Source organism: Mesorhizobium sp. WSM4817 (assembly GCF_055811135.1).
Genome location: NZ_JBVVQQ010000004.1, coordinates 246,072 through 268,243 on the forward strand (window position 1 = coordinate 246,072; position 22,172 = coordinate 268,243).

General features: G+C 61.5%; 19 protein-coding genes. 13 read left to right on the plus strand and 6 right to left on the minus strand.

Annotation, left to right across the window (positions count from 1 at the left end; all coding sequences use genetic code 11):
• Position 1: 1 nt before the first annotated feature.
• The 4 genes from AC0L2K_RS08215 (at position 2) to AC0L2K_RS08230 (ending at position 7,934) form a co-directional block, all read left to right on the plus strand.
• Positions 2–2,005: a type I secretion protein gene (locus tag AC0L2K_RS08215; protein WP_473531135.1), complete on the plus strand. Its 2,004-nt coding sequence runs from the start codon at positions 2–4 to the stop codon at positions 2,003–2,005.
• 724 nt (positions 2,006–2,729) lie between these two features.
• A complete protein-coding gene (locus AC0L2K_RS08220) occupies positions 2,730–4,874 on the plus strand; it encodes a type I secretion system permease/ATPase (protein ID WP_473531088.1) in 2,145 nt (714 codons plus the stop codon).
• A gap of 12 nt (positions 4,875–4,886) precedes the next feature.
• Entirely contained in the window at positions 4,887–6,224 is a 1,338-nt protein-coding gene (locus tag AC0L2K_RS08225) for an HlyD family type I secretion periplasmic adaptor subunit (RefSeq protein ID WP_128169944.1), read from the plus strand.
• A 21-nt stretch (positions 6,225–6,245) separates the two neighbouring features.
• Positions 6,246–7,934 carry a GNAT family N-acetyltransferase gene (locus tag AC0L2K_RS08230; RefSeq protein ID WP_473531089.1) on the plus strand — a complete coding sequence of 563 codons (1,689 nt, stop codon included), beginning with the start codon at positions 6,246–6,248 and terminating at the stop codon, positions 7,932–7,934.
• Between the two features lie 36 nt (positions 7,935–7,970).
• Here AC0L2K_RS08230 and AC0L2K_RS08235 read toward each other — a convergent pair whose 3' ends face one another.
• Both AC0L2K_RS08235 and AC0L2K_RS08240 read right to left on the minus strand, forming a co-directional pair.
• Positions 7,971–8,651, minus strand: a complete 681-nt coding sequence (locus AC0L2K_RS08235) for a DUF2161 domain-containing phosphodiesterase (RefSeq protein ID WP_473531090.1) — start codon at positions 8,649–8,651, stop codon at positions 7,971–7,973.
• A 134-nt stretch (positions 8,652–8,785) separates the two neighbouring features.
• Positions 8,786–9,082 (minus strand): DUF982 domain-containing protein, encoded by a 297-nt coding sequence (locus tag AC0L2K_RS08240; RefSeq protein WP_473531091.1) that lies wholly within the window; start codon positions 9,080–9,082, stop codon positions 8,786–8,788.
• A 301-nt stretch (positions 9,083–9,383) separates the two neighbouring features.
• Here AC0L2K_RS08240 and map point away from each other — a divergent pair, with 301 nt between their 5' ends.
• Entirely contained in the window at positions 9,384–10,211 is an 828-nt protein-coding gene (map, locus tag AC0L2K_RS08245) for a type I methionyl aminopeptidase (RefSeq protein ID WP_023802538.1), read from the plus strand.
• A gap of 49 nt (positions 10,212–10,260) precedes the next feature.
• On the plus strand, positions 10,261–11,025 hold the full coding sequence (gene radC, locus AC0L2K_RS08250; RefSeq protein ID WP_473531092.1) for a RadC family protein: 765 nt from the start codon (positions 10,261–10,263) through the stop codon (positions 11,023–11,025).
• Between the two features lie 45 nt (positions 11,026–11,070).
• Here radC and AC0L2K_RS08255 read toward each other — a convergent pair whose 3' ends face one another.
• Positions 11,071–12,519, minus strand: a complete 1,449-nt coding sequence (locus tag AC0L2K_RS08255) for an MFS transporter (RefSeq protein ID WP_473531136.1) — start codon at positions 12,517–12,519, stop codon at positions 11,071–11,073.
• A 147-nt stretch (positions 12,520–12,666) separates the two neighbouring features.
• Between AC0L2K_RS08255 and AC0L2K_RS08260 the strand changes: the two genes are divergently transcribed.
• The 7 genes from AC0L2K_RS08260 to AC0L2K_RS08290 all read left to right on the plus strand — a co-directional run bounded on the left by AC0L2K_RS08260 (position 12,667) and on the right by AC0L2K_RS08290 (position 19,212).
• Positions 12,667–13,575 (plus strand): LysR family transcriptional regulator, encoded by a 909-nt coding sequence (locus tag AC0L2K_RS08260; RefSeq protein ID WP_473531093.1) that lies wholly within the window; start codon positions 12,667–12,669, stop codon positions 13,573–13,575.
• A 446-nt stretch (positions 13,576–14,021) separates the two neighbouring features.
• Positions 14,022–14,837: a cytochrome c oxidase subunit II gene (gene coxB, locus AC0L2K_RS08265; RefSeq protein ID WP_128169951.1), complete on the plus strand. Its 816-nt coding sequence runs from the start codon at positions 14,022–14,024 to the stop codon at positions 14,835–14,837.
• A gap of 89 nt (positions 14,838–14,926) precedes the next feature.
• A complete protein-coding gene (gene ctaD / locus AC0L2K_RS08270) occupies positions 14,927–16,696 on the plus strand; it encodes a cytochrome c oxidase subunit I (protein ID WP_287058174.1) in 1,770 nt (589 codons plus the stop codon).
• The gene (locus AC0L2K_RS08275; RefSeq protein WP_128169953.1) at positions 16,693–17,397 is read left to right on the plus strand and encodes a cytochrome c oxidase subunit 3; all 705 of its coding nucleotides are present in this window, start codon (positions 16,693–16,695) and stop codon (positions 17,395–17,397) included. Before ctaD ends, AC0L2K_RS08275 begins: the two co-directional genes overlap by 4 nt.
• Positions 17,398–17,409: 12 nt before the next feature.
• On the plus strand, positions 17,410–18,132 hold the full coding sequence (locus AC0L2K_RS08280; protein ID WP_128246763.1) for a heme-copper oxidase subunit III family protein: 723 nt from the start codon (positions 17,410–17,412) through the stop codon (positions 18,130–18,132).
• A gap of 31 nt (positions 18,133–18,163) precedes the next feature.
• Positions 18,164–18,568, plus strand: coding sequence for a cytochrome C oxidase subunit IV family protein (locus AC0L2K_RS08285; protein ID WP_473531094.1), 405 nt, complete (start codon positions 18,164–18,166; stop codon positions 18,566–18,568).
• Between the two features lie 170 nt (positions 18,569–18,738).
• Entirely contained in the window at positions 18,739–19,212 is a 474-nt protein-coding gene (locus AC0L2K_RS08290) for an aminoacyl-tRNA deacylase (RefSeq protein WP_023802548.1), read from the plus strand.
• A 56-nt stretch (positions 19,213–19,268) separates the two neighbouring features.
• Here the strand turns inward: AC0L2K_RS08290 and AC0L2K_RS08295 are convergent, their stop codons facing one another.
• The 3 genes from AC0L2K_RS08295 to AC0L2K_RS08305 all read right to left on the minus strand — a co-directional run bounded on the left by AC0L2K_RS08295 (position 19,269) and on the right by AC0L2K_RS08305 (position 21,957).
• Positions 19,269–20,087 (minus strand): DUF2189 domain-containing protein, encoded by an 819-nt coding sequence (locus AC0L2K_RS08295; RefSeq protein WP_473531095.1) that lies wholly within the window; start codon positions 20,085–20,087, stop codon positions 19,269–19,271.
• 406 nt (positions 20,088–20,493) lie between these two features.
• The gene (locus AC0L2K_RS08300; RefSeq protein ID WP_287063579.1) at positions 20,494–21,441 is read right to left on the minus strand and encodes a heme o synthase; all 948 of its coding nucleotides are present in this window, start codon (positions 21,439–21,441) and stop codon (positions 20,494–20,496) included.
• Between the two features lie 135 nt (positions 21,442–21,576).
• Positions 21,577–21,957, minus strand: coding sequence for a c-type cytochrome (locus AC0L2K_RS08305; protein WP_091596987.1), 381 nt, complete (start codon positions 21,955–21,957; stop codon positions 21,577–21,579).
• Between the last annotated feature and the right edge of the window lie 215 nt (positions 21,958–22,172).

Below are 22,172 nucleotides of genomic sequence, written 5' to 3' on the forward strand. Positions count from 1 at the left end.
TATGGACAAGATCACCGAGGCGATCAGCCACTTTGTGGGACTTTTTGAAATCACGCTGGAGCAAGCCCGTCTCAGGAAAGCCTATGACGAATTCAAGGCGGCCCAGGCGGTCGAGGAAGAAACGCCCGAGCTTGCCAGTCAAACGGTCAACGTCGACGCAGGATACGATCTGGAGGATTTCGTTCCCTCCATCGAGTATTCGCCAGTTCCACCAAAACTTGTCCTGACGACACCCTGGTCGGATTTCCAATTCGTTCCTCCAGACATCCCTGCGATCCCGCAGCCGGACGTCGCCTATCCAGGTTTCGTGTTCCACCCGGACGCACCGCCGATGGGGAGTGCGCCTTCACGCCTGATCCTGCCCCATATCGAGCCCCCTGGCTCGGTGGCGGTCCTTATCAACCAGGAGCTTCAGCTCTCCGATAACGACTATGTCGGCGCTGGCGGACATGGCCTGAAATTCTCCCCCGCAGCAGCCGACCATGCTGCCGAAATGACGGCCTTGCTGGGCGCGGCGGCGGATCTGTCGCCGATCGACGATCTGGAAATGCCGGGTTCGTCCGAGGAGATAGTGGCTGTCATCAAGACAGCCGGCGAACGGCTCAACGGCTATCCGGAGGAAACGGATGGCGAAGCCGATGTTTTCGTCGTCAAGGCCGACGTCATCGAAGGCACTTACGTCAATGGGCAGTCCGTGGACGAAGCGCCCAAGCTCGACGATCACCTCCCGGAGAAGCACCGTCGGGCCGATGAGGAAGAGGACGACGAAGAAGAGCCCGAGCAACCCTCCTACACGCCTGGGTCCGGAAGCATCGACATCGATGTTTCGGTCGAGCTGGAAGCCGGCGGCAATCTCCTCGTCAACAGCGTGTCGATGGCCAACAATTGGCTGCAGTCGCCGGTTTGCGCGGTGATGGGCGACCATGTCGAGCTCAACGCGATCATTCAGATCAATGTTTCGTGCGACAGCGATCTCGTCAGTGCCTCCATCAACGGTTGGGGCCTGAACGCCACCGATCCGACCCAAGGCTTCAATATCGCGATGTTCAAGCGCATCGATCCGTCGGCGGAAGCTGCGGCGTCGCAGGCCAACCAGGGTGACTTTCCCAGGCACTGGGTTGTCACCGAGGTCGAAGGTGACCTGCTCATCATGAACTGGATCCAGCAATACACCTTCATGATGGACAATGACGTTTCCGTCCTGTCGTCATCGGGAGTCAAGACGCTGGTGACAGCCGGCGCCAACACGGCGGCCAACGACATTTCGCTGGACGAACTGGGCTTCAATTACGACCTGATCGTCGTCGGCGGAAACATTTATGACGCCAACATCATCCATCAGTTGAACGTGCTCCTGGACAACGACCTGATCGGCACGGTCGATGGTTTCCAGACAACCGGCGAAGGCGCGGCCTCCACCAGCGACAATCTGCTTTGGAACCAGGCCAACATCGTCAATTGCGGCGCCGGCGATCGCTTCGAGGAGATGTCTGAAGCTTATCGCAAGGCGTGTGAAAGCCTGCAGAACGGCAACGGTGACCTTTCCGACATACTGAACGATGGCGCATTCGCGGGCATCGGGGCGATTCGGGTGCTCTACGTCTCCGGCGACATCCTCAATCTACAATACATCAAACAGACCACCATTCTTGGTGACAGCGATCAGGTGGCCCTGGCCATGAATGCGCTGGCGCATCCGGAGGCGGACTGGACAGTTTCGACGGGAACCAACTCGCTGGTCAATTATGCCTACATTGCCGACGTGGATTCCACCGGCAAGACCTATGTCGGCGGCGGCATCTATTCGGACGAGATCCTCATCCAGGCGGAGCTGATTTCCACCGGCCCCGATCTTGGTGGCCAGAATCCCGACGTGCTGGTGAACGAAGCGGTCGCTTTCCTCGACGACGACATGCTGGCGCCGGAAGCCTCTCAAAACGTGGCGTATCCCTCGCTCGTGCCTGAGCAGACCTATTCCGATCCGATGCAAAGCGTTCTCGCGTGATTTTCGAACCGGGGTGGCAGCAATGACCGAAGATCGCGATCAAACCGGGCGCGCTTTCGCCCAAGAACCAGAATGGGATCGGCCGGATGACGGCGTGCGAAGCGAGGCGTCTATCGAGGCCGCCGAGCCGATCTCACAGTCTTTGTTTCGTCATAGCAGGGCAGTCGATCGTTCGGTGGAAGAACTGGACGATGTCGTTGCCGAATTGCGGCGCATAGTGGGCGCCCGGCCAACCGAAACGCCAACATCGGTTCGCGACGCGACGCCAGCCAAGGTCACCGAACAAGCCAGGGTCACCGAACAAGCGCGCCCTTCCACCGCGCCTTTACCTGGTGATAGCCGCGCTCAGCCACGCGAGGTGCAACCACCCTATCCGCAAGCAAAAGCGCCTTCGGCTCCGTCGCCGGCCACGCCCACTGCTCCAGCCGCAGACAGCATTAGAAAGCCCGACCCCATCCGGCCACCGAGCCCTCGGATCTCCGAGCCGGCCCAGCGTGTCGTAGCGCTAATGGAAGAACCTGCGCGCAGGCCCGAGCCGGAAATATTGGAACGGAAGACGCCGAGCACACTGCAGGACGAGCCCGGGAAGCAGGACCAGCCGAGCGCGCGAGCAGGCGAGCCGCCCACTCAGGAGATCCGGCCACCGAGCCCTCGGATCTCCGAACCGGCCCAGCGCGCCGTATCACCAAAGGAAGAACCCGCGCGCAAGCCCGAGCCGGCAATATTGGAACGGAAGACGCCGAGCACACTGCAGGACGCGCCCGCGAAGCAGGACCAGCCGAGCGCGCGAGTAGAGCCGCCCACGCAGGAGATCCGGCCACCAAGCCCTCGGATCTCCGAGCCGACCCAGCGCGCCGTACCACCAAGGGAAGAACCGGCGCGCAAGCCGGAGCCGGAAATATTGGAACGCAAGACGCCGAACGCGCCGAAGGACGCGCCCGGCAAGCAGGACCAGCCGAGCGCGCGAGTGGGCGAGCAGCCCACGCAGGAGATGAAGAACAAGCCGGTTCTGCCCGGCGTGACAATCGAGGGCGACCGCGGTCCCTTGCTTGCCCGGGAAGTGCCTGGCGGCGGTGGTCCGACCGGAACCGGCAAGGGCGGTGGCGGTGGCGGCGGCAATGGCGGCGGCGGGTTCCACAAGCGTCTTGGCCCAGTCGATCTCTCGGCAAGCCTCACAGCCGGCCTTCGCGCGGTCAAGAAGAACCTCATCGCGGTGATGATCTTCACGATCGCGACCAACGTGCTGGTGCTTGCGATACCTGTCTACCTCTTCCAGATTTCGGATCGCGTCCTGACGAGCCGCTCGGTCGACACCCTGGTGATGCTGACGGTCGTGATTGTCGGCGCAGTCATCCTGCAGTCGGTATTTGACGCCATCCGGCGCTTCATCCTCATGCGCACAGCTGTCGAGGTCGCCGCCCAACTGGGCGGACCAATCCTCAGCGCAGCCGCCAGGGCTTCACTGCACAGCAACGGGCGCGAATATCAGACGCTGGGGGATCTTCAGCAGCTGCGTACGTTTCTGGTGTCCGGCACGTTGCTGTCTCTTCTCGATGCGCCGATGGCCCCGTTGTTCATGCTGGCGATATTCCTGATCCACCCCGACCTCGGCTTTATCGTCGTGGCGACGGCGCTGCTGCTGCTGGCCATCACGCTCGCCAACCAGCGCGCAACCGCCAAGCCGTTCGGCGAGGCCAACACAAGCCAAACCAAAGCCAACCTCCACGTCGATTCGATGTCGCGCAACTCGCAGATCATCAACGCGCTCGCGATGATCCCCGAAGCCGTGTGGATCTGGGGCAAGGATACCGGCAACTCGCTCAAATGGCAGGTCATAGCTCAGGACCGAAACATAGCCTTTGCTTCTCTTTCCAAGGGCGTCCGGCTGCTGACCCAGGTCATAATGCTCGGCTGGGGCGCCTACCTGGCCATCGAAGGCTCGGTCACGGGTGGCATGGTCATCGCCGCGTCAATCATTGCCGGTCGCGCACTTGGCCCGATCGAGGGTGCGATTGAAGGGTGGAACCAGGTTGTGCAGTCACGCGCCGCCTTTGGCCGCATCAGTGCGCTGCTGAAGGAATCCCCGCTGAACTTCGAACGCCTGAAGCTGCCGCGTCCGGAAGGGCGCCTCGATGTCGAGCGGCTGCTGTTCGTGCCGCAAGGAACCAAACGTGTCGTGCTCAATGGCATCGGCTTTGGCCTGGAGGCCGGAGACTCGCTGGCGATCATCGGCAATTCGGGCGCCGGAAAAACGACCCTGGGCAAAATGCTCGTCGGCTCGATCCTTCCAACTTCGGGAAGCGTGCGGCTCGACCTGATGGACCTGCGGAACTGGGATCAGCGGCAATTTGGTGAAAGCATCGGCTACCTTCCCCAGGACGTGCAGCTTTTCCCGGGGTCGATCAAGGCGAACATCGCCAGAATGCGCGAAAACGTCGACGATGGCGCAATTTACGAAGCCGCCAAGCTAGCCGACGTGCACGAACTGATCGCCTCGCTCCCGCATGGCTACGAGACCTTTGTCGCCGCCGATGGCGCGCCGCTATCTGGCGGGCAGAAGCAGCGTATCGCTCTGGCGCGCGCCTTTTTCGGCAGCCCGAAACTGGTGGTCCTCGACGAGCCGAATTCGAACCTCGACACCGCTGGCGAGTTGGCTTTGTCGCGCGCCCTGCAGCAAGCCAAAGAGCAAAAGATCACGATGGTGACGATCACGCAGCGGCCTGCTTTGCTGCAGACCGTGGATAAGATCCTGGTGCTCGTCAACGGCACCGTGGCTCTTTTCGGGATGCGTCAGGACGTGCTCCAGGCTTTGGCGGCGCGCGGCATGAGCCTCGATGGCGGCCATTTTGCCAATATCCAGGTCAAATGAGAGAGAACGGCCGTGAAGGAAATAGCCAAGATCGAAGACGCTCAATGGTATGGCGCCGTTCCGCGTTCCATTTGGAAGCAGACGACCGCCGGATTGCTGCTGATGGCCGTCACCTTCGGCGGATTTGGCACCTGGGCATTCACGGCACCGCTCGCAGCCGCGATCGTCGCGCAAGGAAGCTTCGTGGCCACTGGGCAGAACAAGATCATCCAGCACCTCGAAGGGGGTATCATCAAGCAGCTTCTGGTTAGCGAAGGCGACCATGTCGTAACCAATCAGCCTTTGGTGCTGCTCGACGAAACGGCCGCGCGGGCAAAGGAACGGCAGTTGTTCTTCCGCCAGGCGCGCCTTGAAGCGATCGTGGCGCGCTTGACCGCCGAGGTGCACGGGGCGGAGACTATACAGTTCCCGGCCACAATAACCGAAAATCGCGACGACCCGGAAATTGCTTCGATCGTGCATAGCCAGCGTCTCAACTTCGAGGGCTCGCGCACCAAAATGAGCAGCGAGATCCGATTGCTCGACCAGAACATCGGCGCCCTGAAGTTCCGGGCGGGCGGTTATGAGCAGTTGCTGAAAGCGGTCACGATACAGCTCGGTCTGCTACGCGAGGAGTATACCGGCAAGAAGACCCTGCTCGACCAAGGATTGATCCGCGCGACCGAGATCAAGGCGATTCAGCGCGCCATAGCAGATGCCGAAGGGCAGATGGGACGGCTCTCAGCAGAGATATCCGAGACCGGCGCCCAGGTCATCAAGCACGAACAGGAGATGCGGCAGACAGAAAACGCCTACCGCCAGGCGGCGCTCGACGAACTCGAGGGCGTTGAAACCGAACTGGACAGCATCCGCGAACAGTCCCGCGAGGCGCAAAACGTGCTGCGCCGAGCGACGATCAATGCGCCGGTTTCGGGCACTGTCGTGCGGCTGTTCTACCACACGTCCGGCGGCGTGATCGAGAGCGGCAAGAGCATCATGGAGATCTTGCCGGCGAATGTGCCGCTTATCATAGAAGCGCAGGTGCCTCGCACCGAGATCGACAATGTCAAGGTCGGACAAAAGGCGACGGTACGGCTGGTCGCGCTCAACGCGCGCACGACGCCGGTTCTGAACGGCGAAGTTTACTACGTCTCGGCCGACTCGCTCCCCGACGCCTCCGGCCCGACCGCAAAGGAGGTTTATCTGGCGCGCGTCAACCTCCCAGTCAGCGAACTGGCTCGCGTGCCTGGATTTGTTCCGACGCCAGGCATGCCCGCTGAAATTCTCATCCAGACGGCGGAGCGGACCTTTTTCAGCTACCTGTCCAAGCCGATCAAGGACAGCATGGCTAGGGCATTTAATGAGCGCTGACCGTAGAGGCGGGGGGTAAGTATGCAGATCGACGTCTTGACACGCCCAGAAGAACTGAACGGGCTTCGCGACAACTGGGACGACCTCTACGCTAGGGATCCCGACGCGCATTTCTTCGTCTCGTGGGACTTTCTTTCCCACTATCTTCGACGCTTCGACGGTGAATGGTTCATTTTGGCGGCACGCAAGGGGCCGCCGGGCTCTCCCTATGTCGCGCTTCTGCCGCTCCGGCTGCGCACCAGCATGAGGAAAAAAACCGGCGAAATCTACCATGAAGTGTATATGGGGGGAAACCTTGCAGCCGATTATACCGGCATCCTCTGCGCGCCGGAATACGCCTACCGGGCAATCGCGGTTTTCGCGAAGCATCTGAAGACGATGCATTGGGCCAGCCTGCATCTGGAAAACCTGCGGATGTCGGAACGCAGGATAGGCTGGCTGATGGAGCAGCTTTCCGACAATCGGCTGACGATGCGTCGAATGAGGCGCGTCAACCAGGTTGACAATGTTGACAACTGCATATGCCCGGCGATCGACCTCCCGTCCTCATGGGAAGATTATCTTCTGCACAATCTCAGCGCTAACACTCGCCAAAAGATGCGGAGATTTCTCCGGAAGCTGGAGAACTCTGACGAGTTTCGCATAACGCATGCCGACGCCTCTACCATCGAGCGCGATATCGACATCCTGCTCGAGTTCTGGCGCATCAAGTGGACGCCGCGAAAGGGGAATCTCGTTCCCGGCCTGGTCAAGAGCAACCGACTGCTTTTCAGGCAAGCTTTCGAACGGGGCACGCTGTATGTGCCTGTGCTTTGGCACGGCGACCGGCCCTTGAGCGCTCTCGCGATCTTCCTCGATCCGGTCAAGAAGAGCATGCTGTTCCACATGGTCGGGCGCGACGAGACGGCCGACATGCTGCCGTCGGGACTGGTCCTGCACGGTTATTGCATCCGCCGCGCGATCGAGAACGGTTTCCGGACATATGATTTCCTGCGCGGCAACGAACCTTACAAATATTCCTTCGGTACCCACGACACCGTCCTCAACTGCACATTGGTACGAACCAAAACCGGCCGGAACCTTGGCGACCGGCTGGACAGGCGATCCTTGGTCGGCGCGTTGCAGCAGGCGGCCGGCCTCCACAAGAAGGGTTGGATCATCCAGGCCGAAAACATCTATCGCCAGATCCTGAACACCGAGCCGACGCATGATCAGGCTCTGTACGGACTCGGTCACGTTCTGGGCACCAAGGGCGATCACCGTCAGGCTGCGGAATGCTTCGGCGCGCTTGCAGCCATGTCGCCGCAATCTGTAAACGCCTGGCTTTGCCTGGGCATTGCCCAGCAGTCGCTAAACGACCACTCCGCAGCCATCGAGTCGTTTGGGCGAGCAACGGACCTCAATCCAGGCCTCATTCTGGCGCGTTATGCCCTGGGCCGCAGCCTTCTCGCCCTGCAGCGGACGGATGAGGCGGCCCAGGCTTTCACTCTGGTCCTTGAGAATGGATCGCCCGCACCCGCGGAAACCGCCCTGCGCGCCAAGGCCCGGCGACAATTGCAGCAGTTGAGGACAGCCAAGCCGCTCTACATTCTAAAGAAACCTGAGCGCGAGAAGCCCGTCATCCAGCCGTCGCTGCCGCTGGGGCTGACCACTCTGCTCACGGTTGCGCGGCCGGCAACCGTAAGCCGCTCCACCTCTTCTGTCACTTGACGGGGGCTTCGTTGTCTGCCTGCCGCTGCAAGTCGCTCAAACGACTCGTGCCGCCTCGTCAGAAGCCGATTGAGGCCAGCGCTGTAGCGCAGCACGGCCAACGTCGGTAAGCGCATAAACGCCGCGCTCGGCCCTGGCGAACCAGCCATAGACATTGTGAAGCAGGATATTGGCGGCGCGTGGCGAAATGGTTTTCAGATCGCGCGGGCGTTTTGGGCCGTCGACCATGGCAGCGGCGCAGGCCAGCGCGTCCTGCCGGTAAGCGGTCATGACCGGCGTACGCGAGCCGCCGCCGACTACAGGGTCGCCGCGCCGGCGCCGATGCTCGTCCACCAGGCGCGATCTTCGCCTCGGGTCTCGCCGGGGCGGCAAGGCGGCCGGACTGAGCAGCAATTCGACGTTGCCGGCGGAGCCAACCCCGAGAAGGCCGAAGCCGAGCCGCCGGCACAGCGCACGGAACCGGCGATCGTGCTCGCGGCCCTTGCCTCGACTTGACATCCTCGCCGCGAGCCAGACCTCATCGCATGACGCAGCACGGTCAACACCTTGAAGAATGAGTTCGAGGTTGAACTGCAGCTTCAATTCGCAGATGACGAGCACGGGCGGCTCGCCGTCACGCAGTCCCACGACATCGCAGCCGCCAACCTCGCCTTTGACAGTGAAGTCCAGACCCTCAAGAAACCGCTTCACCGGGATGTAAAGAGACGTTTCCTGCATGCGCGACGCATAGCCGATTCGTGGCTGGTTGGCACAGCATCACCGACAGGCGTTGGCACCGAGGGCAGATTTGCCACTCGTCAACACACGGAGCCATGCATCAAGCAATTTGCTGGGACTTGCCCACTCAGCCGTTAAGCCCTCAGCCCCCTCGCCTCGCCTCCGCGCTTGCGCGGGACCATCATATCCCTGGCCAGCAGGCGGCTCACCCGGCAGAATGCCATGAACGCCCGGCAAGCCTCCTCGGTCTCGACCAGGTCGACGGTGGCGCCGAAGCAGGCGTTGAACGCGGCCTGATAGACTGGGCCCTGGCGGCGAACCGGCCAGCCTTGCAGGAAATCCAGCGCCTGTTCGACGCTGTATATTTCCTTGACCGGCAGACCAGGCGCGGTCGTGATGCGCACCGGCACCTCGAATTGCAATCTGTCCATTCCTGTCTCTCCAGAACGCGCAGCAACGCCGCTCGCCGCAAAAAGTTGCTTTGACCAGCTTTCCGCTCAGGCCCCGCTTCTTGCCCAGAAACTTCTTGCTCACAAAATATGTCGTCAGTGCGGACGAACGGCCCGGCATGGGGCCGGACACTCACAAGATGAAGCCGCAAAGCATGAATATCGCCGGCTTGAGCCCAATCGCCGGCAGTTCGTCCTTGAACCTGGCGCCGTCCGGTGCCAAATCTGGGGGACTTTTCTCGCGGGCTCAACAGAAGCCCTTTCACCCGGCAAGATGGACACAATGGTCACCTATCTCGACGCCGCCACGGCACCGCTCAGAAACACCGGCCAGATCCGCCTCTATGGCGAAGAAGGGTTTGCCGGCATGCGCAAGGCCTGCGATCTCACCGCGCGCTGCCTCGACGAACTGGTGTCGATCGTCGCGCCGGGCGTCACCACCGAAACCATCGACCGCTTCGTCTTCGAGTTCGGCATGGATCACGGCGCATTGCCGGCGACGCTCAACTATCGCGGCTACACCAAGTCGTCCTGCACCTCGATCAACCACGTCGTCTGCCATGGCATCCCCGACAGCAAGCCGTTGAAGGACGGCGACATCGTCAACATCGATGTCACTTACATCCTCGATGGCTGGCATGGCGATTCCTCGCGCATGTATCCGGTGGGCACGATCAAGCGCGCCGCCGAGCGCCTGCTCGAGGTCACGCATGAATGCCTGATGCGCGGCATCGCCGCGATCAGGCCCGGCGCCCGCACCGGCGCCATCGGCGCCGCCATCCAGACCTATGCCGAAGCCGAGCGCTGCTCGGTGGTGCGCGATTTCTGCGGCCACGGCGTCGGCCAGCTCTTTCACGATGCGCCGAACATCCTGCACTATGGCAGCGCCAGCGAGGGCGTCGAGATGCGGCCGGGCATGATCTTCACCGTCGAACCGATGATCAATCTCGGCCGGCCGCACGTAAAAGTGCTGTCGGATGGCTGGACGGCGGTGACACGCGACCGCTCGCTGTCGGCGCAGTACGAGCACACGATCGGCGTCACCGAGACCGGATGCGAGATTTTCACGCTGTCGCCAAAAAACCTCGACCGCCCCGGCCTGCCAGCATAGTGTTTGCGCGAGGGCCGGATCTTTCCGGTCAAGAAAATGCGGGCGGCCTATGGGAAAGACCAGCGACGATGACGAACGGATCTTCTTTCCCGAAACACCGATAAAACCGCTCGCGAAAGCCAATTCGGCCGATAAGTCGCCCGAAAAGCCGCACTATCTCGGCCATCGCGACCGCTTGCGCCAACGGTTTGCGGCCGGTTCCGACGCCCTCCCCGACTACGAATTGCTGGAGCTCTTGCTGTTTCGCCTGATCCCCCGCGCCGACACCAAGCCCGTCGCCAAGGCATTGCTGGCACGCTTCGGCACGCTGGCCGAGGTGCTTGGCGCCCCCGTCGCACGGCTTGAGGAGGTCAGCGGTATCGGTCCGGCAGTGGCACTCGATCTGAAGATCGTTGCCGCGGCCGCCCAACGCGCGGCGCGTAGCGAGATCAAGGGCCGCGAGGTCCTGTCGTCCTGGACGCAGGTTCTCGGATACTGCCGGTCGGTCATGGCCTTCGAGGAGCGCGAGCAGTTCCGTATCCTGTTTCTCGACAAGAAAAACGCGCTGATCGCCGACGAGGTGCAGCAGGTCGGCACCGTCGACCACACGCCGGTCTATCCGCGCGAAGTGGTCAAGCGGGCGCTCGAACTCTCCGCCACGGCGATCATTCTGGCGCATAATCATCCGTCAGGCGACCCGACGCCGTCGCGCGCCGACATCGAGATGACAAAGCTGGTCATCGAGACGGCCAAACCGCTCGGCATCGCCGTCCACGATCACATCATCATCGGCAAGAAGGGTCATGCCAGCATGAAGGGCCTGCTGCTGATCTGACGCCCTGTTTGGACAAGCATCGGCCCCAAAGCGTCCGGTCTCGTGTCATGACACGCCAGGCAGCGACGGGCGTGCCGCGAGAACGCGGCCTCCGACCGCAACGACGAGCGCGACGATGATCAGTATTGCCGCGACTGCAAACGTGATCCGCATACCGGTCGCGACGGCGTCGGGCCGCGCCGTTGCGATGTCGATGGCCTCTGAGGCGAATGCGAACACAGCGCCCATGACGGATGCGCCGGTGATGAGCCCGAGATTGCGCGACAAATTGAGCAAGCCGGAAATGACGCCCCGCTGGTCCGGGCGGATATCCGACATGACAGCGGTGTTGTTTGCCGTTTGAAACAGCGCATAGCCAGATGTGATGACGGCGATCGGGGCGATGTAGCCAGGGATGCCCGATATTGCCGGCATCACGGATAGAATGAAGCAACCGGCGGCTATCGCGATAAGCCCAATGACGGTCATGCGCCCAGCGCCAAAACGGTCGGCTATGCGACCAGCCGGCACACCTGTCAGCGCGGCGACAAGCGGACCGACCGACATGACGATGCCAACAACAGCGGCGTCGAGCCCGAGCGCACGAGACAGATAGAACGGCCCGACTACCAGTGTCGCCATCATCACCGTCGCCACGAGCGCGCTCGTGGCGAGGCTCGCGCTCAACGTCGTATTGCCGAAAGCGGCCAATCGGATCAAAGGCGACGCCACTCTCGCCTCGACAAGCACAAACAAACCGGCCGCGAAGACTGCAGCCACGAATAGAGCCAGGTTGAGCTGACCAAAACTGCCACGCCCGATCGTCATCGCGAGCGCATAGGCGCCAAGCGTCAGGGCAAGCAGCAGCGTGCCGACAACGTCGAAGCCGGCCCGATCCGTCTTCGGCTCCCGGCGATCAACCGGCAGATAGCGGTAGGCGAGACAAAATGCCAGCAAGCCCAGTGGCACGTTGACGAGGAAGATCGCCCGCCAACCGGCTCCGGCAATCAGCAGACCGCCGAGCGAGGGACCGAGAGCGGTGCCAATCGCCGACATCGTTCCGAGCAGCCCCATGGCGCTGCCGGTCCTTGCCTTCGGCACCGTCTCACCGACAAAAGCCATGGTCAGGGTCATCATGATGGCCGCCGCCAAGCCCTGGGCCGCCCGGGCTGCAATCAGCAACCAGAGCGTCGGCGCGACGCCACACAGGACCGAGGCCACCGTAAACAGGAACAGCCCGGCCAGCAGCAGCCGCCGGCGACCGGTGATGTCACCTAGTCGCCCGACGCTGACGATCAGGGTGGTGATGGCGAGGAGGTAAGCCAGCACGATCCACTGGACCTCCTGGAACGAGGCGTCGAACGCCTGCGTCAACGTCGGCAAGGCGACATTGGCGATGCTGATGCCGAGCGAGGACAGCAACATCGATAGCGAAAGGCCGGCGAGCGCCCACCGAACCGCAGGTGCCCGTTCTGGATTTTCGGCGACTGCCCGTCCTGCATCGATTGGCTTCAACATGAACTCCGTTTTCTGGCGCGACTCCCGAAACGGAGCTGGCAGACAGGTAGTCCTTTGCTTGAGATGGCGGAAGGCGCATCATTTGCACGTAATCATTGCGTTTGACGCCATGTCAGATCGTGCCGGCCATGCTAAGATCATCATATGTCGCATCCCGACCTCAATCTGCTTGTCACGCTTGACGTGTTGTTGACGGAAGGCAGCGTGGCGCGCGCCGCCAGAAGGCTGCGGCTGAGCCCGTCGGCGATGAGCCGGGCGCTGGCGCGATTACGAGAGACGACGGGCGATCCGCTGCTGGTCAGGGCCGGACGCGGCCTCGTTCCGACGCCTCGGGCCCTCGAGCTCCGCGAGCGCGTCGGTTGGCTTGTGCAGGACGCCGAAGCCGTTTTGCGCCCTGTTGAGATGCTCGACCTGAAACGGCTTGTGCGGACCTTCACGCTCAGAAACCAGGACGGCTTTGTCGAGAATTTCGGGCCGGATCTCATTGCGCGCGTCGGCGAACAGGCACCGGGCGTGCGGCTGCGTTTTGTGCTGAAGCCGGACAAGGACAGCACGCCTCTGCGCGACGGCAGCGTAGACCTGGAGACCGGCGTTGTCGGAAAGGCCACGGGACCGGAGATTCGCGCGCAAGCGCTGTTCCGTGATCGTTTCGTTGGCGTCGTGCGAATGGGACATCCATTGTGCGAGGTGATGATGACCCCTGCCCGCTACGCAGCCGGACGGCACATCCTCATCTCCCGTCGCGGGCTCGACAGGGGACCGGTCGACGATGCCCTTGCGCCGTTAGGGTTGAAACGGGAGGTCGTGACGGTCGTCGGCGGCTTTTCGGAAGCTCTGGCTCTGGCGCGTGCCTCAGACCTGATCGCCAGCGTTCCCGAACGCTATACGGGAAACCTGCGCGATGGAATGTTCTGTTTCCCTCTGCCGGTTCCCCTGCCGGAAATCTCGGTCTCACTTTTGTGGCACCCGCGGCTGGATGCCGATCAGGCGCACCGCTGGCTGCGCGGCTGCGTTCGAGACGTTTGCGCCGGAAGAACCCGCTGGATCTCTTAAAGCGCAGCGGTCAAGGCGAGCGTTGCTGATCCGATCGCGGCAACTCGGCGTTGCAGCTGCGGCGATTCCGGCCGACCGCCTCGCTGAACCCGGTTAGGTCGAAATCGGCCTTGCCTCGCCCCGACAGCAGCCCGAACCGTCAGGACAGCAGGAGCCGGTCTGCTCAAAAACCAATCGCCTGATCCCGTCGGCACCATCCCGAACCAGCCTCAGCCCACGCGAGGGGGCGGCCTTTCACGATCCGGCAGAACGCCGTGTTGTTCGGTGGGCCAGCAGGTTTTTTCTTCGCCGCAGCCGTCTTCTTCTTGGGTTCTTCCACATCATCGCCATTGCGTTTTCGGCTGACGGGAAGACCGCACTAGAATTTCGACCGGAAATCGAGCTATGATGCATTTGGCATTTCCTGGGACGGCTTCGCGCCCTTGGAATGCCAGGAGGAACGGGATATGGCCATAGCGCTTGTACTCGTTTTGGTAGTTGTGGGCTCAGTGTTGTTCCACTTCCTGAGCCCATGGTGGTGGACGCCGATTGCCTCTAACTGGGACTATATCGACAACACCATCATCATCACCTTCTGGATCACCGGCGTCGTCTTCGCCGCCGTCGTCCTATTCATGGCTTATTGCGTCTTCCGCTTCCGTCATCGGGAAGGCAATCAGGCGGCATACGAACCCGAGAACAAGCGGCTCGAATGGTGGCTGACGATCGTCACCGCAATCGGCGTCACCGCCATGCTGGTTCCCGGCCTGTTCGTCTGGAACCAGTTCGTCAGCGTCCCAAGCGACGCAACAGTGGTCGAAGTCGTCGGCCAGCAATGGCAATGGAGTTTTCGCTTGCCCGGCAAGGACGGCAAGCTCGGCACGTCCGACACCCGCAACGTCAGCCCTGAAAATCCCCTCGGCGTGAACGCCAGTGACGCCAACGGCCAGGACGATGTCGTCGTCGAAGCCGCCGATCTGCATCTGCCGGTCGGCAAGCCGGTCAAGATGCTGCTCCGCTCGATCGACGTGCTGCACGATTTCTACGTGCCGGAATTCCGCGCCAAGATGGACATGATCCCCGGCTCGGTCACCTATTTCTGGTTCACCCCGACCAAGACCGGAACTTTCCAGGTCCTGTGTGCCGAACTTTGTGGCCAGGGGCACCCGTTGATGAATGGCGTGGTCATGGTCGACACGCCGGAAGACTATCTGGCGTGGCTCGGCGAACAGCAGACTTTTGCGCAATTGTCGGCCCCCCAGCAGGTGGGCTCGGCAGATTAGACGCCGGCAAAGACGGCGATTTGGATTGAAATTGCGGCAGGGCTCGAAACTGTCGAACCTGGCCGAAAAGGACACGGAGGTGTTCCTATATGGTCGATGTCACACCTGCAGATGCGGTACCGCCAGCCGAAGTCGCGGAGATGGAACTCTATCATCCGCACAGTTGGTGGACGAAATACGTCTTTTCGCAGGACGCCAAGGTCATCGCCATCCAGTATTCGGCGACGGCGACGGCAATCGGCATGGTGGCGCTGGTGCTGTCCTGGATGATGCGGCTGCAGCTCGGCTTCCCCGGCACGTTCGACTTCATCACCCCGGAAGCCTACTATCAGTTCATCACCATGCACGGCATGATCATGGTGATCTACCTGCTCACGGCGCTGTTCCTGGGCGGCTTCGGCAACTACCTGATCCCGCTGATGGTCGGCGCGCGCGACATGGTCTTTCCCTATGTCAACATGCTGAGCTACTGGATCTACCTGCTCGCCGTGCTGGTTTTGGTCTCGAGCTTCTTTGCGCCCGGCGGACCGACCGGCGCCGGCTGGACGCTCTACCCGCCGCAGGCGATCATGACCGGCACACCAGGCGGCCAGGACTGGGGCATCATCCTGATGCTCGTCTCGCTGATCCTGTTCATCATCGGCTTCACCATGGGCGGCTTGAACTACGTCGTGACGGTGCTGCAGGCCCGCACGCGCGGCATGACGCTGATGCGCCTGCCGCTGACCGTCTGGGGTATCTTCACCGCGACAGTCATGGCGCTGCTCGCCTTCCCGGCGCTGTTTGTCGCCTGCGTGATGATGCTGTTCGACCGTGCGCTCGGCACCAGCTTCTTCATGCCGGCCATCGTCGAGATGGGCGAACAACTGCAGCACGGCGGCGGCAGCCCGATCCTGTTCCAGCATCTGTTCTGGTTCTTCGGCCACCCCGAGGTCTACATCGTGGCGCTGCCGGCCTTCGGCATCGTGTCCGACCTGATCAGCACCCATGCGCGCAAGAACATCTTCGGCTACCGGATGATGGTCTGGGCCATCGTCGGCATCGGCGCGCTGAGCTTCGTGGTCTGGGCGCACCATATGTATGTCAGCGGCATGCATCCCTATTTCGGCTTCTTCTTCGCCACCACGACACTGATCATTGCCGTCCCGACCGCGATCAAGGTCTACAATTGGGTGCTGACACTGTGGCGCGGCGACATCCACCTCACCGTGCCGATGCTTTTTGCGCTGGCCTTCATCGTCACCTTCGTCAATGGCGGGCTGACCGGACTGTTTCTCGGCAACGTCGTCGTCGACGTTCCGCTGTCGGACACGATGTTCGTCGTTGCCCATTTCCATATGGTCATGGGCGTCGCCCCGATCCTGGTGATCTTCGGGGCGATCTATCACTGGTACCCGAAGGTCACTGGCCGGATGCTGAACGAGGCCATGGGCCAGTTCCATTTCTGGGTCACCTTCCTCGGTGCCTATCTGATTTTCTTTCCCATGCACTACATCGGCCTGATGGGCGTGCCGCGCCGCTACCACGAACTGACCAACACGGCGGTGATGACCGAGTCGGCCCACGATCTGAACGCGTTCATCAGCATCATGGCGTTCCTCGTCGGCTTTGCCCAAATCGTGTTCCTGTTCAATCTGATCTGGAGCATCCGCCACGGCCGCGAGGCCGGCGGCAATCCGTGGCGCGCCACGACGCTCGAATGGCAGACGTCGGAAACACCGCCCGCCCATGGCAATTTCGGCAAGGAACTGCCGATCGTCTATCGCTGGGCCTATGACTACAGCGTTCCGGGCGCCAAGGAGGATTTTATCCCGCAAAACGTGCCGGGCTCCTTCGGATCCTCCAGGGAGCCGGCATGAGCGTCATTCTGGTCTTCCTCCTCGTCATCGTCGGCTTTGCCGGATGGTGGCTTTCCCATCAGCGGCTGATGGCCAAGCCATGGCTCGAGCAAGGTGTGATCGGGGATATTATCGGCCCGGAAGGATCAGCGCTGCCGACCGCCAAGATCGGCCTCGGCGTCTTCCTCGCCGTCGTCGGCTGCCTGTTTGCGCTTTTCACCAGCGCCTACTTCATGCGCATGGCGCTGTCGGACTGGCAGGCGCTGCCGCTGCCGCGCGTGCTCTGGTTCAACACCGGCGTGCTGGTCCTGAGCAGCATCGCGCTTCAATGCGCCTCGGTCGCTGCGCGCCGGGGCGAGATCGACGCGGTCAGACTCGGCCTCGTCACGGCTGGGCTCACCGCGCTTGCCTTCCTGGTTGGACAGCTTGTGGCTTGGCGGGAACTGACCGCCGACGGCTACTTGCTAACCGCCAATCCGGCCAACAGTTTTTTCTACCTGATAACCGGGATGCATGGGCTGCACATACTGGGCGGGCTGGTGGGCCTGGGCAGAACAACTGCCGGCGCCTGGAACGGAGCACGGCCGGAGCGGCTTCGCCTCAGTGTCGAACTGTGCGCCATGTACTGGCATTTCCTGCTTTTCGTCTGGCTCGCCATTTTTGCACTTCTGGCCGGCTGGGCCGCGACTTTTATCGAAATTTGCCGACAGCTGCTGACCTAGGAGGGCGGACGGATGGCAGACACGACCGTGACGCATACCGGCCAAGCACAGGCCCGGCCAGCTGGTTTGCAAGGCGTCGCCGCCGACTGGTCCTCGGATCAGCGGGCGTTCAAGAACGTGTCCTGGGGCAAGGCCATGATGTGGATCTTCCTGCTCAGCGACACCTTCGTCTTCGGCTGCTTCCTGCTCTCCTACATGACCGCCCGCATGTCCACCCGGGTGCCGTGGCCCAATCCGAGCGAGGTCTTTTCGCTTCACATCGGCGGCTCCGATATTCCACTGATCCTTATCGCCATCATGACTTTCGTGCTGATCTCAAGCAGCGGAACGATGGCCATGGCGGTGAATTTCGGCTACCGCCACGACCGCCGCAAGACAGCGATCCTGATGCTTTTGACCGCAGCACTCGGCGCAACTTTCGTCGGCATGCAGGCCTTCGAATGGACCAAGCTGATCTCCGAGGGGGTACGGCCCTGGGGCAATCCGTGGGGTGCGGCGCAGTTCGGGTCATCCTTCTTCATGATCACCGGCTTTCACGGCACCCATGTGACGTTCGGGGTGATCTTCCTGATCATCGTGGCGCGAAAGGTCTGGCGCGGAGATTACGAAACCGGCCGGCCCGGGTTCTTCACCAGTCGCAGGGGCCGCTACGAGCACGTCGAGATCATGGGCCTCTACTGGCATTTCGTCGACCTGGTGTGGGTGTTCATTTTCGCATTCTTCTATCTTTGGTGAGAGGCAGACATGGCTTTGGTGAGAGGCAGATATGGCTGAAGCAACCGCAAACGGTCTGGGGCAACATACGCTGCACGGAACCCAAGCGCATGATGCGGGAGCAACCGGCATCGTCCCTGCGGAGGTTCATCAGGAGCACCCGATCAAGCTCTATCTGGTGGTCTGGGTATGGCTGTTCATCCTCAGCGCCTGCTCCTATCTGGTCGATTATGTCGGCCTCCAGGGCTATCTCAGATGGTCGCTGATCCTGATCTTCATGATGCTCAAGGCCGGCCTGATCGTCGCGGTCTTCATGCACATGGCCTGGGAGCGGCTGGCGCTGACCTATGCGATCATATTGCCGCCGATCCTGGTGCTGGTGTTCGTGGCAATGATGGTCTTCGAATCGGAGTACACGCTTATTACCCGGACGCTGTTTTTTGGGACCGAGCCCTGACGCGCAATCCGGGTCGGGCAGCATCTCCCGTCGAGGGGCTGTTCACGGCCCGCTCCACCTTGCCTTGAAACGGTCGACAGCTGGCCCATTTTTGTCACCACCGGAAAACGACAGAAGGAGAACGATTTTCGTCGTTTCTCCGTCGCGAACTCCAGGAAGGGAGGCTCAAGATGACGATCGCAAACAGATTGAAGGACTTTATCGACGAGAAAGGAATTTCCTACGATACCGTCGAGCACCACCGCACGTCGACAAGCAGGCAGTCCGCCTTAGCGGCGCATGTGCCCGGCAGCATAATGGCCAAATCGGTGGTGGTTCACCACGACGGTGGCTATGCGCTGGCCGTGGTCCCCAGTACGCACAGGATCGAGCTCGGCACGTTGCAGGACGTCATGCACCAGCGTATCGGGCTCGCCTCCGAGGACGAGGTGGTTTCGCTCTTCGAGGATTGCGACACCGGCGCCATCCCGCCGATCGGCGCGGCCTACGATGTGCCGGTGATTGTCGATGAAAGCCTCGGCAATGCCGGCGATATCTATTTCGAGGGTGGCGACCACAGGACGCTCGTGCATGTCAGCGGCAAGGATTTCCGCAACCTGACCAGCGACGCACAACAAGCCCGCTTTAGCTACCCGGCTTACTAAGCACTCTTGCCAACCTGCCGCAGCGGCCTCTCGCCGGTGCGGCAGGCAGGATTTTTTCAGCCCGCCGGTCTGGTGGAGGCCGGCGATTCCATGACTTTCCGATAGACGTGCCAGGTGGCGTGACCGAGGATCGGCAGCACCACCGCCAGCCCGGCGAACACCGGCAGCGAGCCTATGATCAGGGCGACGGCGACAATCAGCCCCCAGACAGCCATCACGATCGGGTTCGCCAGGACCACCCGCACCGAGGTATGGATGGCTTCGTAGGCGCCGACGTCGCGGTCGAGCAACAACGGGAACGCGACGACCGTGGTGCACAACACGACCGCAGCAAAGACGAAGCCGATCGCGTGGCCAACGATAATCAGCGTCCAGCCACGTCCGGTGGCGAATATTTCACTGATGAAGCTGGACAGTGATTCCGGCGGGGCCGAACCGAACACCTGCTGATAAAATATCTGCGCGGTCAACAACCAGGCGATGAAGATCGCAAGCAGCATGATCCCGACCGCCGCGATGGCCGGCAGCGCTGGAGAATTCCTGACCTCGAAAGCGTGGCTCCATGAGGCGTCGAGCCCGGCCTCTCTCCGCCGGCTGATCTCATAAAGGCCGAGCGCCGCGAATGGACCGATCAGCGCAAAACCAGATACCAGCGGAAACAACAGCGGCAACGCGTTGTTGCCCGACGTCCAGACAGCGAGCACCACGCCAACAAGCGGATAAATCAGGCAGAGGAAAACGATGTGCGACGGTTTGACCATGAAATCGTCGACGCCACGCTTGAGCGCGTCGAAAAGGTCGGAAACGCCTATCTTTCGAATTCTGGTGTGCTCCAGCGTCTCGCTGGCGCCTGCAATCACGTGAAAACTTGCCATGACCATTCCTCCAGACCAGGTCCGGTAAAGGTCGCGATTTCACGGTGCTGTCGTTCAGCGTGACTGGCCACGCAAAACCGCGACCTGCACCATGACCAACATACGCTCTTGCATGGCATTTGTCGCCGCCCTTTGTCTGCGGGGACGGCTCCGGTGATCCCGCTAGCTCTAACGGCCTTTCTTCGCTAGTCTCAAAGCTGGGTTGAAGGGTGAAGGTCATGGATGGAAAGACCGTTCTTATACTCGGCCTTGGCATAGTTATTCTGCTGGTGCTGGGATTCTGCGCAGTGCCAACGTGAGGTTTGAGCAGGTTCGGGCGCACCTCGTTCAGCAATCGCCGATTCTCAACCGGGCAAAAAATCCGAGAACATCAGGATTCAATGCAGCCACGAGGCAGGTCATGCCGTCAATTTCCGGCTGACATGACGACACGCATTGCAACGGTATCGGCAAGCAGCACGGCAAAGATCGCGAAAAGATAGAGAATCGAATAGGCAAACAGCGCCTTTGCGCGTTTCATCTCCCATCCTTCAGCCCATCTTTTGTCGACCAGAAGCTTCCAGGCATGCCAGATGAAACCCGCGCCCAATGCGGCCGAAACAATCCCGTACAATCCACTCGCGAATCCGAAAGCCCAAGGGAGCACGCCGATTGGCGCCAGGATCAGCGAATAGACGAAGATTTGCTTTCTGGTCGAAACCTGGCCGGCCACGTTCGGCATCATCGGAATGCCGGCCGCGGCATAGTCGCCGATCTTGAACAGCGCGAGCGCCCAGAAATGCGGCGGCGTCCAGAGGAAAATGATCAGAAACAGGACGAGACTTTCAATCCCGACGGCGCCGGTGGCGGCCGCCCACCCGATGACCGGAGGAAGGGCACCCGCGGCGCCACCTATGACGATGTTCTGCGGCGTCGAGCGTTTCAGCCACATCGTGTAGATGACGACGTAGAAGAAGATGGTGAAGGCCAGCAGCGATGCGGCGAGCCACCCCACCAGCACGCCGAGCGTCATGATCGAAAGTACGGAAAGCACCATGCCGAAGCCGAGCGCTTCGCCGGGCGTGACCCGGCCTGACGGGACCGGCCGCTTTGACGTACGCGACATCAACGCGTCAATATCGGCATCGTACCACATGTTGAGTGCCCCGGCCGCGCCCGCTCCAACCGCAATTGCACCGATTGCAATCACGGCGATGACCGGATTCATCGCCCCGGGCGCCACCATCAGCCCGACGAAAGCGGTAAAAACAGCAAGCGCCATGACGCGTGGTTTCAGAAGCGCGAAGAAATCACTGACCGTCGCTTCAGAGATCTGGATACCGGTATCCTTGAGGCCGCTTTCCCGAGCCGACATTTCAGGCGACTACCGGTTGGCACACGCAATCGGGCCGACCCCTCGGCCGACGGAAGAACCGGGTTTCTTCCTGGTGGAAGAACCGGGTCACTTCCTGGCGGAAGAACCGGGTTACTTCCTGGCGGAAGAACCGGCTCATTTGGAGAATTGCTTCAGATAGGCGATGACGTTGGCGAGATCCTCGTCCTTCTTGAGGCCGGGAAACGCCATCTTCCCACCTTTGATCATGGCCTTGGGATCGCGAAGATAATTCGTCAGCGTGGCGTCGTCCCATTTGACGCCGGATGCGCCCGCCTCGGTCATGGCTTTGGAATACTTGAACCCGGGATGCGTGCCGGCCGTCCGGCCGATGACGCCGCTCAGCGACGGACCGACCTTGTTCTGGTCCTTGTCAACGACGTGACAAACCTTGCATTTGGCGAAGACCTTCTCACCGGCGGCGGCATCCTGTGCCTGGGATTGGCTCGTGACAAAGGTCGCAACGGACACGACTGCGAAAAACGCGATTGCACGCATGGCATATCCTCCCGATCGCCAAATCTGCCTTGGACGATCAGCGCGTGCCGACACGGCATGCGCCCCTTCACGACAGAGCGGAATATTCGCGTCTCCCGCATGGAATTGCGGCATCTACATACCACAGAATCCGGCCGGCAGATAGAAGAAGTCGACCCGCGGGATCGCCGCAGAGGCGACGAGGCAGGCCGATCGGCGTCGAGCGCAATCGGAAC

Bases quoted from the DNA above. Each gene is read 5' to 3' on its own strand.
- AC0L2K_RS08260 (WP_473531093.1), top strand. From the start codon at position 12,667: ATGTCGCATCCCGACCTCAATCTGCTTGTCACGCTTGACGTGTTGTTG.
- map (WP_023802538.1), top strand. From the start codon at position 9,384: ATGGTCACCTATCTCGACGCCGCCACGGCACCGCTCAGAAACACCGGC.
- AC0L2K_RS08230 (WP_473531089.1), top strand. From the start codon at position 6,246: ATGCAGATCGACGTCTTGACACGCCCAGAAGAACTGAACGGGCTTCGC.
- AC0L2K_RS08285 (WP_473531094.1), top strand. From the start codon at position 18,164: ATGGCTGAAGCAACCGCAAACGGTCTGGGGCAACATACGCTGCACGGA.
- ctaD (WP_287058174.1), top strand. From the start codon at position 14,927: ATGGTCGATGTCACACCTGCAGATGCGGTACCGCCAGCCGAAGTCGCG.
- AC0L2K_RS08215 (WP_473531135.1), top strand. From the start codon at position 2: ATGGACAAGATCACCGAGGCGATCAGCCACTTTGTGGGACTTTTTGAA.
- AC0L2K_RS08240 (WP_473531091.1), bottom strand. From the start codon at position 9,082: ATGGACAGATTGCAATTCGAGGTGCCGGTGCGCATCACGACCGCGCCT.
- AC0L2K_RS08290 (WP_023802548.1), top strand. From the start codon at position 18,739: ATGACGATCGCAAACAGATTGAAGGACTTTATCGACGAGAAAGGAATT.
- AC0L2K_RS08275 (WP_128169953.1), top strand. From the start codon at position 16,693: ATGAGCGTCATTCTGGTCTTCCTCCTCGTCATCGTCGGCTTTGCCGGA.
- AC0L2K_RS08295 (WP_473531095.1), bottom strand. From the start codon at position 20,087: ATGGCAAGTTTTCACGTGATTGCAGGCGCCAGCGAGACGCTGGAGCAC.
- radC (WP_473531092.1), top strand. From the start codon at position 10,261: ATGGGAAAGACCAGCGACGATGACGAACGGATCTTCTTTCCCGAAACA.
- AC0L2K_RS08235 (WP_473531090.1), bottom strand. From the start codon at position 8,651: ATGCAGGAAACGTCTCTTTACATCCCGGTGAAGCGGTTTCTTGAGGGT.
- coxB (WP_128169951.1), top strand. From the start codon at position 14,022: ATGGCCATAGCGCTTGTACTCGTTTTGGTAGTTGTGGGCTCAGTGTTG.
- AC0L2K_RS08300 (WP_287063579.1), bottom strand. From the start codon at position 21,441: ATGTCGGCTCGGGAAAGCGGCCTCAAGGATACCGGTATCCAGATCTCT.
- AC0L2K_RS08280 (WP_128246763.1), top strand. From the start codon at position 17,410: ATGGCAGACACGACCGTGACGCATACCGGCCAAGCACAGGCCCGGCCA.
- AC0L2K_RS08305 (WP_091596987.1), bottom strand. From the start codon at position 21,957: ATGCGTGCAATCGCGTTTTTCGCAGTCGTGTCCGTTGCGACCTTTGTC.